This window comes from Bacillus sp. ILBB4, assembly GCF_035064545.1.
In the GTDB taxonomy this organism is placed as follows: domain Bacteria; phylum Bacillota; class Bacilli; order Bacillales; family Bacillaceae_H; genus Priestia.
Genome location: NZ_JAIQVD010000006.1, coordinates 82,527 through 102,014, shown reverse-complemented (window position 1 = coordinate 102,014; position 19,488 = coordinate 82,527). Strand labels below are relative to the sequence as shown.

The window sequence follows — 19,488 nt, the reverse complement described above, 5'->3', positions numbered from 1 at the left end:
TCCTATGGAGGAAGTAAGATTAGAAAATTATGAAGGAAGAGAAAGGCAAACAACTCGATTCTTCCGTGATGAAAAAGAACGAGAAGAAATGCCTTTTCTTGCTAAAGCTGGTATGGGTGTTGCTGTTGCTGCAGGTCTATTAACTGCAGGACATAGGAGTGGGGCTTTCCGTAAAATTGTCCAATTCATGGACACAGAAGCCAAAGCCAGTATCCGTGCAGCAAAGGAAGTGATGGACACTCAAGGTGTTTTGTTCCGTGGGGAAGATAAGCTCACCTTCGATAGAATGAAAGTACTAAAAGATAGCTTTAAAGAGCGGCGAAAAGAAGCTCTTAAAGACATCAAAACAGCTCCTAAAGATATATTGAATAAGAGAGAATATAGAATCGCTAGTGAGTTAGATAAGCGAAAGAATTTTTTAGGAGAAATGAATAGTGCGAGGGACTTTAAAGGTTTACTACCTTACAATATGGAAGAAGCCTTTCGTCACACTGCTATCTTTGATGATATTAGGAAGAGCTCCCTTTTATCACATGATGCTGTTCAAGAGTTAGAAAAAGCTGTATCAAAAGGAAATCTTGGCATTCTTGACTATGGAACAGATGAGCAACTTAAGCTGCTCTTAAGTCAACATGGGAAGAAAATCGATTCCCAAAATGCCTTAGAAGTGTTAAAGCAAGCAAGGGAAAAGTATAGAGGAAAAAGTATGTATGCTGAGAGCCCTGATGCCTTAAAAGCCTTTCAGGGAATGCATAAGAAATTTGAGGAAGCTACAGCTCTTTATATGCAAAATGCTACTCGTAAAAACAACAAATTTAAATCCTTTATTGTTGGCCATGAGCAAGCTACAGTTCAAGACATTCTAGATATGCACAAAGCTGGAAAGATTAACATAGGTGCTGATTTAAAAGCTCAGATTGATGATGTAATGAAGTACAATAAAAACTTCAATCAAACAATCTTCGATGAAGACCTTTACCTTGTTAAAAAAGATGGAAAACTAGACAGCTTAATGGATTACCGTACATTTAGCGATATAAAAAGAGCTAAGGCTGATTGGATTGCTGATACAATCCCTGGAGGCATTTTAAGATTACGGGATATTTTAGAAGTGAAAAGAGCAAGAGAACAGGCAGGAATCAAGATATTCCAACGAGGTGCCGTACTCTCTAGCTTAAATGGTCATAGAGGATTAGAATCTACTGAAGCTTTAAACGAAGAAGTTGTGTTCATGTATGGTAAGTTCGTAAAGCTATATGATCCGGATGCGCTAAATAGTGATGCTGCGCTTGAAGTCCTGAATAAAAGTCGAGATATGTATCTTACAACGTCTCAATTTGGTACCTTGAGTAAAATGCATCGTCATATGTCTGGAATGATGACAGACAATGATAAAGAGAGAAATCTCTTTGCAGAATTTGCAGACATAGGTAATCAGGATAAAGATTCTACTTTCAATCAACTAGTGAGTGTATTTACTAAGTTCGGAAAAAAAGATTGGGAGCGCAACAAAATTAAAAATGCTATCAAGAATGGATTCAAAGATCCTCAAGAAATCTTTGAAATGAACACCTATTTTAAATTAAATACAGAAGGATTTACTCCAAGACTTCTCAACAACCTTAAAGAGCATATGCCAAATAAGGTAAAGTCTTTCATTGATCACGAAGATATTAACTTCTCACGAGATGAGGATATGCTCAAATTATTTAGAAAAATTGGAGAAGAAGAGGTCAATCGTACAGGTACACCTCATACTGACTTGGTAAGGTTATTTAGACAGTTCGAACGTGACCCTGCTCAGGTTTTAAACAAAAAGACACCAATAGGTGAAAGTAATCCATTCATTGGCCATCACACTCATATCCGTACAGGGCAAGATGAAATAAACCAGCAAACAAGCTTGTATTTGATGAATGAAATGCTTTTGGCTCGAAAAGAAGGTAGAAATAAGAGCTATTTAGAACTAGCCAATGGCTTCAGACAAGAATTGAAAGGCTTGCATTATGATGGCAAGATTTTAAGGGCTGACTTGGATAAGGCTGAAAACCTGCTGAATTATAGTATGTTTAATACTCAAACCTTTGATAAATTTGATAACACTAATGCAGTAGTAAGTCGGGCTAGCCATCTATTTCAAACTAATGAAGATTTTCAAGACTCTATGAGGCAGATGGCACGCAAAACAAACCCTGCATGGGAGCGCTTCTCAAGCATAAAGCCGGAGAATGATATAAACGATCCTTACATAGCAGTAAATGAAACAAACATAAGCGGCAATTTTAATAAGATGTTCGGCACTAGTTCGTCCATGAAAGAACGATGGGAAGGATTAAAAGATTTAGGAGTACAGCTTAGTCCTACAACAGGAAGAAGAAATATGGAAGATGTAACGACACTTTCTTTATTCGGAACTTACTTTCCTGTCTATCGTTTGCAAGATTCTCTAGGAAATATGGGGTTAGGCTTTTCTGACGCATCGATGGGAAATGCATTACAAATGTTTAACGCTTTAATGTTAAAACGAATATTCCCAATCTATGCGGGTGTAGAAGGAGCCAAGTATATAGATTACAAGACTGACCAATGGACAGGCGAAGGACTAGACGAGCGATGGGAGAACTATAAGGCAAATGCACGATTAGATGCCGCTGACACTCGAACAGAATCTGATATCTACCAAGCAAAGCGTGAGCGTATGTTAAAGCCAGGGATTGAGCACTGGGAGGACATGCCAGCTATTCATATTCCGGGAATTGGCCCTATTGGTATGGGAGATGTTTTGAATAATGTATTCGCTCCTTTCTTAGGTAAAGCAACACTAAGAGAAGAAGATATGATGACATATGATGAAGCCCTCGATGATTTATACAATGGTGAAGAAGAAATTCGAAAATCACGTTGGTGGTTTGCTGGTTCTAAATCTGCTTACCGTGGTGGAAGGATAACTGAATTTGCACCTAATAGCTTCCGTAAAGCCCATAGCGATTGGGAATATACAGATACTACTGCAACAGGTGAGGAATACTGGAGTCATTCATTACTTCCAACCTTAGAGAACCCTTTGGGTGGCTTATCTTATCTATTTGGGAAAGACCCTTACTGGTATGAAAAGAAACATTACTATGATCGTCCATATATGTTAACAGGTGAACTATTTAACCCAAATACTATGATTCTTGGCGATATAGGAAATGCCACTATAGGCAAGCTAGTAAAACCAGTTCAAGAGATGCATCCGGAGTATTGGGATGATCCTGTGCTTATTTATGAGAATGAAACAAGTCAGTTAGGAGAAAGACCAGCCGGTCCTGTTCGGACTGAAGTATCACCTGCAGGCAGAATGGAGAATCAAGTAGATGCTACGGCTGAAGATTATGGTGCAGAAGTTGACCCTGATTACCTTACACTGATTCAAGCATCTGAATCTGGTAAGTATGAGAATTCAGGAGCAAGATATATCTCAAGGCATCAAAAGGACGAGCAAGGCAATATGACTGATGCGTATCTTGCGCATGACTTAGAGACTGAGAATACAATTTATGTTCCTGCTAACGTTGCAAAAGATGATTTACCAATGAGTAAGTTGTTTGGAATAGCCGCTGGCACTGCACCAGAAAGTTCAGAGGTAAAAGGAGTAGCTATGGTATCTGAAAGCCCTAGCTATCAAGTGCAAGTCAGCACTCAACCAAGAGCAATGTTTGATGAAGACTTTTCATACAGACAAGATATTATGTATCGTAAAATGCAGAACCTTAAAGACCCACGAGATTCTTCATGGCGATTCCAAGAAGGCGTAGAGAACTGGTCAGAGCCGTTAGGGGTTTATAAATGGATTCTTGGTGATGAAGTTCTAGGACATGATCCGTACACAGGAAATATGGTCGTGCAACGAGCAGATGCTGCTTATAATGCATCTAATCGATTTTGGGAATCAGAACTAGGTTCACTTGGTGGGGCAATGTCAGAGATTGGTCGTCGTTTTATTCGTAGAGATGATGGTCAATTGGACCAATACAACCCTATTCGCAATACAATGCCTGACTGGATGCCTGGAGATGGTTATTTTATCAACTTTCAAATAGGGGATCCATACAGCAAGCTTGCTAACGGTGAATATCGATTGCCCGGTGCAGCGTATGAAAGCTTAAATGAATTACACCCTGATGAAACTGGTGAATATGGTGCCTTTGATAAATTCAAAATCCTAGCGGATGTAGCACCTTTTTCAGATGAATATAACTTCTGGAGTCAATATCTAATGGATACATTGCCTGAAGGAAGTGACCTACGAAAAGAAGCTACAGGTATTCGAAAACAAGTTTCTGAACGACGCACAAAATATGAATTTACACCATACCGTTTTAAAGGAAATGACATTGTAACGAGTGAAGTAACCGTTAAGAAATTTCTTGATGACTACACATTCCTTACAGAAGAGTACGGTGATACACCAATTCGATTAGCTGGCATGCAATACCGCAAAAAAGCTCCAGGAATTTTAGAAGAATACTTCCAAGTTGGAGATAAAGTCACCGTGGGAATTGCTGAAGAAGAAGACAAACGAATTTCAAAAGATACTTACGGAACCATGCGAGCAGTTGTATTTAACGAGTTAGGTAACATTAATAAGCAAATTATTGAAAAAGGGGAAATGGTAGAGAATCAAAATGATTTCTCTGCAGCGGGCATTCGCTCAAGGTTTACCGATCAAGAAATCAAAAAGGGTTCACGATGGGAAACACTGATGCATACAAGCTCACCTTTAAATACAAAATTTGCCCAAGTTAGAACAGCACTCGAAGAATACGAACGAGATCAAGTGTACGGTAAGGACTGGGCAACATGGGATAACTTCATGTTAGATGATTATATCGTCCCAACCTTACAGGGTTTAGGTCGCTTTGATAATCCTCTTTGGTCAGGAACAGCAGGCGGTGTCACTGGACTCGTATTAGGACGTTTCTTCTTAAAAGGTGGTCGCCCTACAAAAATTGCAGGGATAGCTGGCGCTTTATTTGGATTAGGATCTAACTTTGCATATAAAAGATATGAGCAAAAGCATGGTGAAGCTTGGATACCTGAACGAAGACGAACAGAGAACGATTTAAATGAGTACTTCGATATTTTAAAGTACCTCAAATATGAAGGTTTATATCAAGCATCCCGAGAAGAGATTGCTCATCAAACTGGATATGACATAGAAGATTTTGCTCAACTAATTGATGATCAAAAGGAATTAACAAAGCAGCAAAGACAAGAGTTAGAAGATGAAAAGAAGCTTCTTTTTCTAGACCAACCTGATGGATGGGAAGAACGCCGTAAAGAAATTAATACAGAACTTAACACTATTGCTGAAGATAAGGGTGAGTTATACCTTCCAGATTCTTTTATACAGGCTCTAAGCTACAAAGAAGAACGTGATACCACTCTTTATTCAATCGATCCTTATGCGGATAGAATGAAGCTTATACAGGCTTTTCCCTATAAGGATAAGTGGTTCGTCCAAGACTTTTTAGATGCACCTGATGAAGATAAAGAAAAGATATTAAAGTTAATTCCTGAGAATCAAAGACGAATCTACAAAGCCCTTTGGGGAATGGGGTTAGAAGAACAGAAGCCCCTTGAATATTACATGGAGAAATATGATATACCTGATTGGACATGGGAGGGCTGGCAGCCTGAATACAGCCTTGATGATATTAAAGTAAAAGCGGTCCAGGAAGCAAATCTTGATATGAGTGACTTTAACTTTTGGGATGATGATATTCAAGCTTCTCAATATGTTCCTGACTTGCAAGAAGACGGAGGCAACTACTTTGAAGGTCGGCCGCCTTCAAGCTTCAAAGGTTTTAGCGCATTAAGACAAAATCTGATGAATGTCCTACAAGGTCAGGGACTAAGGGATATTTCAATTAGTGTTGTCCCATCTAATGGACAAGAAAGTCAAGTGAACTTCAATTACACTGAAGATCGTAGTGATGAAATACAAGAGCACCTTCGGCAAAACGGACGCAGTTACGTGTAAGGAGTGAGTAAATGGATAACCAATTTGACAATGCACCCGATGATATTCGGGTGAATGTTGTCTCTCCAAAACAAAAAGATGTTAAGGTAGTAGCCTTATCAAATCAAGTTATTAAACAAACTAAGACTGACGAGGGATACGAAAAGCGAATCGCTCCTCATATTGAGAAACTAAACACTCAAGAAAAGGTTCTTTCTCGTGATAAGAGCTCACTAGCAGATGAGATTCAAAAGTTAATGGAAAGTCAGGAAAAGATTATTTATAACGGTGAACGAGTTAGTAAACTCTTTCATTCCCTTAATGGTAAAAGAAAAGAAAAAGCTGTTGACTTATTTGAAGAATTCAATGAATCAGGTGCGCATTATGTATTTGATATTGAGACATTTGGTGATAGCAACGAAAGAGATAAGCCATATGGTGTCTCAGAGATTTCAATGAACAAATATGATGTAAGCGGTGAGATGGTTGAAGAAGGTTACAATGCTGTTATTCAACAAAACAAAGATGTAGTGGATTCCTTACAGGCACGTATCAATGAGCTTTCTAAAGATAAATACTCCTATAATAAACTGCCAGAATGGGAAAAGCGAAGCGTTGTAGACTTAATGCGCTATGCGACATATAAAGAAGATACTGATACTCATACTTTCTCTTCAAAAGGTGGCATTCAGCATCACTCAATCATTGAATCAGCCTTCGATTATAAGGATCAAGTGGATCACGGTAAAGTTGTTAGAGAGATGGACATGTATCTAAAATACATGCAATCAGGTCTGAACACTCTTAAATCAAATGGCGAGAAGCCTGTTGAAGCTATGACAAAAGTGGCGAATCTCATGAAAGAGAATCCTCAATCATTCTTTGTTTCATACAACGGAAACCAATTCGACATGCCTGTTATTAAAGCATTTGCAGAGAAAGTGGGCGTGCAGTTACCTTCAGACGTGAAGCATCTTGATTATCTAAATTTAATTAAAACGGTCTTTATGGATTCCGATGATTTGAAAAGAAAAGTAGATCCTGAATATAGTGGAAGTGTGTACGGTAAAGATAAGCTGGCTGCATTCCGTGGTATTCTTCCTGAAGAAGACAGTTCTCAAAAAGATGCCCATAATGCTGCAGTCGATACTAATGATACTGCTAAAGTAGTTGCGGTAACTCGTGATTACGTTAAAGAAGAACTTGAAAATACAAAAGCGCCTATACATAAAGGCTACAACTTCCATCCAACTGAAATGACGTGGAGTGAAGAATCATTAACTCATGGGCAAACATTATTCTCTAGTGGTGGTATACAGACATACGGAGAGGGTGAAGAGTCTTTTCGAGTAGCGCAAGATGAGAACGGAAACTGGAAGCCTGTCTCTAACGGTTTTAATAAGACGGTTATAAATTCAAAAACATTTTATAAGTTTGCTGGTCATGAAGAAATGGGAGATGGAAAGCAAGCATTCCGCTTCTTTGACCCTGAGAGAAATGAGTATTCCTATATTGTTAGGGATGGAGAGCATGCTTTTGATGACTTAAGAGATTTTGTTCAAGGGAGATTTTATAATTGGGAAGGTATTGATGTTGAAACACAAAGAGAGATTTCCCATGCTGCAGATACAGATCGAGCACGTAGACGATATGACCGCTATTTTGGATTAGATGGTGCAGGTAAAGGGTTAACTGTTATAGACGGACAACCAGTTGAAAAAGGTACTAGTGGCTTCTCAGGATTAAAAAGGATGCTCGCAAATACCAAAGTCATGGAAGAACATTTATCTAGTAATGGAGAACCTTATCGTCAAGCTGTAGATGAGTATGTAGCTCAAGGTTATAGTAAAAACCAAGCGAAGAAAATGGCACGTAAGATACGCTCAGGTGAACTAATGGATCACCTTGATTTCAATAGCATGTGGGATGATGAAAAGAAAGAATATACGTTTAATCAATCAGAAAAAGAACAGTTCTTTAAAATGTACAAGCGCCTCATTGATGAGCGACCTTACTTAGAATCTGCAGTGCAAGAAATTGATGCTACCTACGAGAGTGAAATCAAAAAGGCTAGTGCAATTCCCGAAAACAAGAAGCGCCGTGAAGCTTTGATTAGTGTTAACCAGAAACGAGATCAGGCTTTGATGCGATATCAACAAATGGTTGTAGAAAAAGTAGGTGCTCCTACACAAGATGTTGAATTAAAACATTTTGAAAAACAGCGATTAAGTTATTTTGACCCTGAAGTAAATGATACTAGAAGCATAAACTTTGAAACTGTTGAAACTGCTCGTAGTAATATGTATAGCTATGCACGAAAAGGAGTAGAAGAAGGCCCAAACAGACAAAGAGTTATCAGAGAAAGAATGGCCAATTTATTGGGCGTGTTATCTTCTCAGGAAAAAACAGTTGCTGATAATAAGAGTGAACCTATCATTTCAAAACAGCAGTATAAGAACTACATGACAGTTCTTCATAATACAGACTCCGTATGGACTGCGGCTGGTGAAATTGCTATAGACATGCGCACTCAAAACAGTGGTAAATACGATGAAACAAGAGTGCAGCCCGCCATGAATCATAACATTAACATTAAAGAACTGACTCGTGAAGATAATAAAGCATTTATTCAGAGAGCTATTCAAGATACTGAAAATGCTCGCATGGTTATTAATACAAGTTCTGTTGAAGGCAAAAAGTTAGAATTAGGAGAAGAAATGAGAAGGACGTTAGACTGGTTAGACCAAGATCGTTTTTCACGATTAAATCCTAAAAACTATGAAGCCTTAGAGGAGTTGCTTACTAGTATTCATAAACATGCTCCTGGTAAGCACGTTGCTCTTGCAATGGATTCAAGCAGTGATGCAAATGTTAAAGCTTATGTGTATGAACCTAAACATAGTGTTCAAGTTCAAAATCAGTTACAACGTGGTTCGGTTCCTTCTCAGGCATTAGAAATTAACATGCCATTAATCAATCAAGCTGGCACTCACAAGGTAGGCAACATGATGCTCAACGCACATAGTATCGCTACGCTTAATGAAAAGAATGTAGAAATGATATCCAGTGCTCAACAAATCGCAAGAGGCTATGCTTCTAAAATGCGTAATATCATGCAAGCATTCGATTCAGGTGATTATGAGAAAGCTAATACTTTGGCTAAACGTACACTCCGTAACGAAGTTCAAAACATGTCAGGGATCCAACGGAATATGGAGTTTGGTGAAAACGACTCTTATAAATGGGCAAACAATCAATCTGATGCGCTAAAGCAATCTCATGTAAAAATGTCTAATGCTATGGTAGAAGACTTATTCTACAATGGCTATGATGGAATACAACTTACAAAAGATAACTTTTACGACTGGGACAATGTTTCGTATCGAGATGAAAATGGCAATACCAAGCTGAAACGTGGCGTAACCTTTGATGATGTCGATATGGAAACGAGCCATAAGCTTTTAATGAAGATGCCTAAATGGGCTGAAGATAAAATGGAGAAAGAATTCTTTACATCTTCTATTAAAGCGGAGCATGTTTCTAAAGGTATCCTTTCCATGGAAGATGTTCGTCAGTTAATTCCATATGGCACATTTTATAATCATGGTCGTGATAATGCTGTTCAATATATGAATGCTTACTTGTTGAATGATAATGTCAAAGAAGGAATTGAACAAACAAAAGGTGTAAGTCGAGATACGCTGCTTATTACACCACGACAACTTGAATATCAGCAAGATCGTGTAAGGAGAAACCTTCCTGCAAATGACACTAGCATTAATATGAAAACAGCCTATATGACGCAAGATCAGCTGCGAAACAAAATTGAAGACATGCATCAATCTAGTGAAGGAAGGCAACTCCTATCAGACTTAAATTTCTTAGATGAGCATGGTCAAATTGAATATGCAAAACTTCCCCGTTTATACGAGCAGCAAGGAATCATAGCTAAAGATGTATCAGATATGCTTGAAGTAGATAATGAAAAACGATACACAAAAGGCAAGCAATTCAGCGTTGCTGAAGGCTTACAGATAGGGGATAAAATAGCGCCTGGTACAATCTTAGGTGAACGTATTCATGATAATGGATATAAAGAGCAAGTCAGGTATGAAGGTAACAAAGAAGCTACAATTATGAAGGGTGTAGCAGGCAGTGAAGATCTTGTGCTTCAATGGCAATCTGATCCTTTCAAAATTATGCTGGACGGAGAGAAAATGACAGACTCTCCTGTAGATCGCCGCTTTATTCAAGCTCTTACTGGTCGAGACGATATTGTGGCAATTATTAACCCGGACGTAGCAAAACATAAAGACTTTGGTATGCTCATGTCTGGTGAAGCTAGACTATTAGCGGAAGGTGTGAATAAACTTTCTCCTAAGAAGAAGCAGCAAGCTATTCAAATTATTGAGAATGGTAATGTGGGACTTAAATGGAATGAGGAGAATAAAGGGTTCATTGACAATAGCTTTGGTGAACACATTGATAAGAATGCCTTTGATGATGTGTTTGCTAGTCTCAATAAGAAGAACATTAGTATATCTCCTGTAACAGCAGAGGGTGTTCGCTATGGCATTCTTGATGCTCACTTATCAAAGGTATCTAACTACAGTAAAGTTGTTGACCATACAGGACGAGCGGTACTTGGATTTGATACAGATGGCAAGAAGATATATGGAGAAAAAGATGGCGTCCAGTGGGGGCACCGTGAAATGGGTGTTCTTAAAAGCTATGGACTAGATGAAACCTATGATCATGTGTTTAATGTAATGAAACAGAAAAGCAATAGAACCAATGAGACAATAGGCGTAAAAGAGTCACTTAGATATCTAGCTGAAGATAAAGGGATTGAAGGAATAGGTATTCAAGCTTCGGAGTTTGAGAGCTTACCTGAAATACATCGTACTCTATTGGATATTGAAGGAGAAAACGTAGGGTCATACAAGGGCACCATCTTTGATAAACAAGCGGTACAAAGTATTGTCGAACGCATGGAAGAAAAGCATGGTCCTGACGCCAAGATATCCAACGGTCACGGCTTTTGGTTTGAGCTTCCTTCCGTAGAAAGAACAGATGGAAAATTAGACAAAGTTACTGTGAATATGGATAATGGAAAGCTTCAAGAATTAGATAGAATCTTTATTCCATTCACTTCACTTGAAGGAGCTAATGGAGATATTCATCTTAGAGGGATGCAAAAACATATTGCGAACATCTACAAGAAAGCTGATACCGTAAATAAAGCTGAGGACATTACAGATGCACGAAACGCTCATTCTGAACTCCAGTCTGCTGTTTCGGGATACATGAACCAATCATTCCAAGAGTTGTCTTCCTCTAAAGGTATGATGTTAAGTGATGTATTTAAGACACACATGGATACATCTGCTTCTGGATTATTTAAGCTAATGGACTTTGACACATCTCAAAAGTACATGGACAAATATGGTGAAGGACAATATACAGTCATTTCTGAAGAAACAGCTAAAAAGATGGGTGTATATGACGACTTGAAGAATGGCACTGAGAAGTATGTTGCTAACGTTCGTTATCCTACGTTTCATGACGGAGCCATGCAGTTCACTAAACTCCAGATGGCTGATTGGGTAAAAGAAGGGGAAATACATACGACTTCCTTTTCTTCAATGTTACAAAATGCTGACTCGGATGGTGACTACTCTCATGTTGTATTAGTCGATGATGAGAAGGTTCAAAAAGAATGGAAACAAGCTCACGATAGTAATGAGTACAAATTTAAAGATTTGTGGGAAACTCATGAAGCTAAATCTAATCCAAATCGATCTGATTATGAAGAAGCAAAGCCAGTAAGTTTATCAGAAACTGAACCTAAAAGTCTTTCGAAATACGATGAGGAAGTTGCATCACAAGGTAAGTCTTATATATCTAAAGCTGTAGGCAATAGTGATGAAGAGATGGCTTCTAAAATTGGTAAGATGACAATTGGTAGAGCATCTAACTTGAACTTATTTATTCGTCAAGTAGCTGATCGTCATTATAGTGATACCCCACAGATGAATGCTAAGATGAAACAATTTGGTGCAGGTCTTGAGCAGAAGCTAATTGATGCGAAGCACGGTGCGGAACCTGCAGGCTTAAAGATGATAGATGCCATTTATAAAGGCGACTGGAATGAAGCTATCCGCATTGATAAAGACTATTTCGATAAAAAGTTTGTTAACGATTTTCATATGGCTGATGTTGCGCAAGAAATGCCGATGGCCCTTACACAAGTTAGAGATGGGCTTCGTACACAAGGTTTTAAATTTGGTACAAGTACTGGTATTCAATACAACCAGAACTCTACTAAAATGGGGATTAAACAATTCAGTGAACTACTTCATGGAACTGCTGATCCAAAGGATCTTGCTGGTGACAATAAAGCCGCAGCATTACTTTATAAGTACCTTCGAGAGATTGGAGAAGATGTGCCCGATAATGGCAATGTTGAACATACTTCTCCACTTGAAAGATTAAATGCTACTCCAATGAAAGAAAGAACGGATGCTACAAAAAAGAAACTAGGTAGAGTAAGGAACCTAGCAAGTGATGCGGTAGGCGGCAGTATTTCAGATTTAGGGGAAAAGGCATCTAAGCTTTGGGATAGTGTTAAAAACATGAGCGGAAAAAAAGCTGCTCTTATTGGTGGAGGTCTTGCTCTAACAGGAATAGCAGGTTACAATATTCTTAACACCGAAAAACCTGAAATGCATTACAAAAATGAAGAAGAGTTACCTTCAGGTCAAGAACAAGTGCCTCAAAGACAGCCAGTTCCTGCATTGGATGTGCCGTTAGATGATTTTGCTGAAACTCAAAATGCAGCAATAAACATACAGGCTTCAGGTAGAGGCTTTCAGAAGGAGCACATGTCGCAGATGGTTACGCAAGGGATGCAAGACATAGGAATGAATGCGGGTCCTACACGTATTTCTGTAACCCATCAAGATAATACTCAACAACTAAACCGACAATGGTATAGAGATAAAGTAAGGGAAAATATATAGGAGGCATGCTCATGGAAAACGCATTACAGCAATACACTCCATATGGAGGGCTGCTTGAGCATCACTTGCGTATAGGAGACACGGAATTCTACGTGCCTCCTACCGCAATTAGTGTTCACCGTCAAATGAAGAATGAACGTCTTCAAATTCTTCGAGCACGTAATAGCATGACAAAAGAGTCAGGATACTTTGACCATGTTATTGAGTTTACTATTTTCTTTCCAGACATGGATTCTATTAATACTGAGCTACGTCCTTTGTTAGCTCAGGTAAAGAAGTGTCCATTTTTACCAGTAGAGAATACATACTTAAATGATATCCAAAAGATTGATGCTGTTACAATATCGGGAGTTACTGTTCAAACCACTCCTGGCTTTCCTCATACACTACAAGCACAAATACAGTGTTATAGTTTTGAACCATATAGTTACATTGCCGATAAAGAGGAAAGAACCTTTGATGAGATGTTTGATTGGCCACTATTCAGATGGTATTACAGTCGAAACCTTGATCCGGAAATAGGCGTGAACTTTCATACATATTATGAACCGCTATATCATGATTTAGATAATTCTTTTAAATTCAGGATTGCAGCTCAAGATGACCTACAAGCAATAGCTGACTGGAAACAGGAAAACAGGGAGCTTATTAAGAAATATATTGAAGATAAGAAAGATCATTTTTGGGGAAATGAAAAACGTGAAGATAAATTTAATAAAGAGTACTTAGACCAGTATGAAAAAGCAATGTTTGAGTATGACTTGCATTACGAGGATTGGGCAATACCAGGACTCATTCTAACAGACTTCTCTGTTGGCTTCGAAAACAGTATTACATCATTGCAACTACAACATGACGAATCCCCAACTCATCAATATATGGGCTCTCAAGATACGATTATGGTAGCAAGATTTACAACAAATGATAAAGATTGTATAGCAAGCTTAGAGTCGATGGTGAGACGTTCAACTTACTTGATACGAAATTATCATAAAGAAGTGGCAAACGGATTCCTGCAATTTGATCATCAACTAGCAAAGCTATTTGGTGTTAATAACGTCACGATAGAAGACTTAAAAACAGATACCGTTGAAGGGCAGCCAGGTACATTTGAAGTTACTTTGACGATGATTGCTTACAATCGAATGGAGCGTAAACTCAATGAGGTAACATGGCTTTCAGAGACAGCTAAATGGGATATTAATAAGTATGAAGACCAAGGATTCTGGAGCCTATTCACATCAGCAACCACTGTAGACCCTGAGCTAGGTGTAGCTGAAAATATGGGATTACCTTTTTATCGTTGGAGTAAATTCTTAGTTGGAGATCGGCCGGCATTCGAGAGCGTTATGAAGGGTTTTGATAATTGGCGTCAAGGTCATGAAAGAACAGCTGCAGGTGCTCTTAGTGAAGATGCCATCAAGCAAATTATTTATGACGAGTCGGTCAAAGAGTTCTTTAAAGCTTCAGAGTTATATCCGGACTTAGAATTGCCTACCTATGGTGAGTGTGCGCAAGCTGGCTTCCATGTAGAGAATATGAATGGTGGAGTCTTCGTAGATCCTGACTTCTTCATTAAGTATCAAACAGGCACTCAATTTTGGGAAGACCTGTTAGGCGCCATGCAAAACGGATACAAGATGACACTGCGTGATGGAACTGGTGGACAAGCTGATGTAGAAGGCGGTTTGCTTACTAACCTGAATGGTAAAACCCAAAAAGAAATAGAACAAAGCAGGAAAGATTATGAGGCTGCTGCTGAGAAAAATGGTGGTGATACGACTGAAATAGATAAGGCATTGGTTGATAAAGGCAACATTGCAACAAGTGAAATGGAAGCACTGATTAGAGAAAAGTCACAAGCTTTTGGTATCAATCAAAACTTCCCATTAGCCTTTGCTCTTGCTATGGATGAAGACCTTAAGCAGTTCTATGAAGACGGAGTTAATGCGAAGCAAGGTAAGGTAGTAAATTCACAATCTAGCTCGCCTGTTATGATGAGTGATAATTTCTCTTTCTACACAAATGCAGATGGAAAAATAGATGGTGAATATATTGGTGCTATGAAAGTTAGACAGATGTATGGGTCTAATGTGAACCTGCTTGGAAAGAACATTGAATACAATGTTGAGTCAGGCATCCGTAAAATGAGTGACTTATATGTTGAGTTGGAGAGAACATTTACTGTTAAGAGTAGTAATGGAAAGCCTCTCTACAATGAAGGTAATGTATATGAATCATTTGGTTTAAGCAAAAGTAAATCTTTTGATAAAGATAAAGCACGCTTTGCGGGTGTTGTAATGCTTTACCTTGGCTTTGATAAAGAGTATATGGCTCTTTTGAAAGATAATAAGAAGCCTCCACAAAAGGTAACAAACCTTGTGAAAAAGGTATTGGAAAATGCAAACAATGAAAAGCAGTGGTCAAAATCACAAATCAAAGATAAAACTAAGAATCTTCCTGTTAAAGATTTTAAATCTGCTGGTTCTCAGCCAAAGAAAACACAAAGCAATTCAGCACCTGTTGTAGATGATAATAACAACAACATCCATAAAGGGATGATGCATGATATGATCCGCTATGACAAACGGGGAAGACTAGTGCGAGCATTCCCAACTTTCTTCTTAACTTTAATAGATGAAGGACAGTTTATAGGGACGATTAAGTTATCAGACCAATACTTCAACTACAAAGCGGTTATGGATATCATGTACACAAATAATCGAAAAGAAGCTTCAAGTACTCTTGTGTTGGAAATGGCCAATATCTATGGAACATTAGATGATGCTGAAAAAGGAATGGACTTAACAAACACAAGTTATAGTGAAGTCTTTAAGATGATGACAATGCCTGGAGCTGTAGCAAGAGAAGCTGAGCGATCTAGGCAGCGAAACCCTAACTACTATAAATCTATTATGCTGCGAACTGGAACACGCATTCATTTCAGAATGGGTTATGGATCTAATCCAATGGAGCTTCCTACAACAATGAATGGAACTATCACATCTATTCAGAATAATGGAGAATCCTTAACTGTTATCGCACAAGATGATGGAATTGAATTGACTAATAAAATTCGAGCAGATGTAAACGAAACAACAGATGGTGGTTTCTGGTCATCTAAAAAAGAGCCAACAGAGATTGTGGATGAAATCCTAACCGATTCTCAAGGGTTCTTTAAGAACATGTGGGCAGGTTTATCGAATAAAGAATTCAATAATCATAGCTTAGGGATTATGCACTTTGGTCATCAGCAAACCCCTCAAGGAGTAGCACAAGCTGGTGTATTCTTCGGAGGAATTGGAGCCGGTGCTGGTGCAGGGGCAGGCGCTGGGGCATTAATCGGTGGACCTATCGGTGCTGCAATAGGAGGAATCGGCGGCGCAGTTGTTGGTGGAATCTTTGGTAGTGCCTTCGGGAAAGAAGAGCGTACTAAAGGTGAGATTAACATGAATGTTTATCAAACCACAGGATTAACCAATAAAGAGCATGATGGATGGTGGAATAAAATCAAAGATGGATTTGGTATGGGTGAATCTGATGAGGATGGCATCAATATAGGCTTATTTGATAAAACCGTTTGGGATGTCTTGAATATCTGTGCAGCTATCGGAAATGACCACATCGTTGCTGTTCATCCGTTTGGGTTCAGGAACACTATCTTCTCAGGAAAAGCTTATTTCCCTCTTCATTACGATTATGTGGCTGACAACGACTCGATTAAAGGTACAGCCATGAAGCCTTTTAGACAATTCCACGTTTACGATAGCATTAGCTCTATCATAGACAACACGATTGTTACATCAGAGGAAAATGTTCGAACAGTAGCGGTTGGCGTCTATATGAATGAAGGAGAGATGGACACTACATCTCCTGTGTATGTTGATACAAATATCTGGGCTGAGAAACAGCGTGTTGTTAATATTGATACAACAATGAATGCCCAAGGTATACGATTAGTTCAGAACATCCCCTTAATCGGAGGGGTTTTGAATAAGCCTAACAAATGGTATTTCGATGAAGGTGTAGCTATTAAAATCACAGCTCGTGGTCTGAGTGATTACGTGCGAGATATGTACGATGGATATCTAACAGTTATGGGAGATCCTTCAGTGAAACCTTATGATCAGATGTGGATTAATGATACTCATAACTCCATTTCAGGGCCAGCAGATGTTAAGGAAGTTACTCAGATTATGAATCATCAGATGGGCTTTATCACAATGCTGAAGCCAGATGCTGTTGTAGTGAACAGTGATCGACGTTCAATGAGCTTTATGATGGCAGCCCAACAACTTGCTGGTTCTGCACTTTTAACATTTGGACTGCGAAAAATATTGAGCACATCTAAATATTCAGGCAACCTTCCTATTCTAAATGCGCTATGGTCTGTCACAAGAGACAGCATGGATAGAATGAAACAGCGCTTTAAAACAAGTAAAGTGACGGGGAAATTATACGACAGGCTCACAGGTAAATCGCCTAAGAATCCTGATGCCATTAGCAAGGCAGAGAAATCAAGAAACGCGGTTACTGTAAAATCATCGGACACTGCTCGTTGGGCAAAGAATGGTATGCTAGATCAACTGCAAAAGTTAACCGGCACAGAAGGAAAGGAAAACTTAGAAAATATCCTTAAGAATAGTAAACTGCTAGGGTCAAATACCCTCAAGAACATGAAGCTTCAGCAAAAAGGCAGTGCACTTATGAGTAGTGGTTCACGTAAGCTTAAGACAGTACTTAAAGGAACAGGTGGCTTTGCTAGACTCCTTTGGGCTGGTCAGGCAATGGCTGGACCTATAGGCTGGTTAGCTGCGGGCATAGAAGCTTTAGGTGTACATTTGATTGCATCTACTATTGGAGAGTTTATTGAAAGGTGGTTATTCCAGCGACAGTCTTGCTTGATTGCACCATTGACTAAAAGTGGTCTGGAATATTCAGCAGGTATTAACGGACACAAGGGTTCCGTTGTAGGAGATTCACCTGACTTTTGGCAAAGTCTAATGACAAATGATATCTCTTCATTGCTCTTAGGATTTATTGGTGTTGACACTCAGCAGTTTAGCCAATCTGCTCGTGAGGGTGAAGTGTCTGCTAGCGCATCTTCATCCAAAGATACTGTTGATTTATCTCATATAGCTTCAACTATCTTTAAGCAATTTCGTAAACCTTTGCTAACCATTGATAAACTGCAAGAATTATATGATGATGATCGAAAAGCTGCATTAGAACAACTTAACAAGCGTCTTGCTCTATTGGCAAGTCGTGAAACAAAAGCTGTTCATGATGAGGAGCAAACTACCTGGGATGAGTGGAAGAGTAAAATCGCATCTTGGTTTGGCGGCCTATGGGATAAAGTCAAAGAACTAGTCAGTGGTAGTAGTGGCACTGAGGCTGCTAGTGTCTGTATTCCAAAAGGTGATGTTTCTAAGGGAGGAAAAGCAAAAGGACTTTCCAAATACTTTAGTGTTATTGGACCTAAGATTGAAGCTGAGTGTAAAAAACAAGGGATAGAAGGATATGCAGAAATCGTGAAAGCGAAGTGTATGCAAGAGTCTGGTGGAAACTATGTTAAGTACCCTGATGTCATGCAAGCCAGTGAATCAATGGGTAAACCTATTGGCTATATCAAGAACGTTGACCAGTCTATTGCTCAAGGTGTTAAATACTTTGGATCATTATTGAGACGAACTAAGGGTGATATAAAAATGTGCATCCAAAGTTATAACTTTGGTGGCGGCTTTATCGACTACTGTATGAAGCGTGGAGGAAAATACACACCTCAATTAGCTTATAGTTTTGCTGAAATGATGGCCAAAAAGCATGGTAGAATCTCACGTATTCCACCTGGGTATGGAGATTCAAAATATGTAGAGCGTGTGCTTAGATATTACGGTGGAGACATGCCAAATGGTGAATGTGAAAACAGTGACGGTGGAGCAGCAGCTACTGGTGGTGCTAGTTCATGTCCTTCTGTTCTTGGGAAAGAAGGAAAGAAGAAATACCAAACTAGTGGTGCTGGACTAATTGATTTAAAATCATTTAAAGGCAGAAACTTCGGCATCACAATTGTTGGTGGTACAAGTAAAGTACGCCAAGCAACCGCAGAAACACTTGTAAATGTTAGAAAGATTTACGGGAAGGATTTCAATATTACAAGCGGAAATAGACCAGGGGATCCAAACTGGCATGGAACAGGATGGGCTGCAGATATTGATACTCCAAATACGATGAGGACCATCAACGGAAAGATGCGCTTTCCAAATGGAAAAGATAAGGATGAAGCACGAAAGTTAGCTAACTCATGCTGTCAGGCCGGATTTAGAGGAATAGTGTTTGGTGACTGGGACATTGTTCAAGAGCTCAATAAAAAGTATGGATCAGGAACAGCCTTTTATGATCCTGCAGGGCATTACAACCATTTGCACTGTTCATATCCAATTTGTAAGAAGAAGTAGG

3 protein-coding genes are annotated in these 19,488 nt (G+C 39.0%); all 3 read left to right on the top strand.

Annotation, left to right across the window (positions count from 1 at the left end):
- The first annotated feature begins 4 nt into the window (after positions 1–4).
- The 3 genes from LAV82_RS23245 to LAV82_RS23235 are packed head-to-tail and all read left to right on the top strand — an operon-like array spanning position 5 to position 19,487.
- Positions 5–6,028, top strand: a complete 6,024-nt coding sequence (locus tag LAV82_RS23245; protein ID WP_499717001.1) for a hypothetical protein — start codon at positions 5–7, stop codon at positions 6,026–6,028.
- 11 nt (positions 6,029–6,039) lie between these two features.
- Positions 6,040–13,029, top strand: a complete 6,990-nt coding sequence (locus LAV82_RS23240) for a hypothetical protein (protein WP_499717000.1) — start codon at positions 6,040–6,042, stop codon at positions 13,027–13,029.
- A gap of 11 nt (positions 13,030–13,040) precedes the next feature.
- Positions 13,041–19,487 carry a lysozyme family protein gene (locus LAV82_RS23235; RefSeq protein WP_499716999.1) on the top strand — a complete coding sequence of 2,149 codons (6,447 nt, stop codon included), beginning with the start codon at positions 13,041–13,043 and terminating at the stop codon, positions 19,485–19,487.
- The last annotated feature ends 1 nt before the right edge of the window (position 19,488 follow it).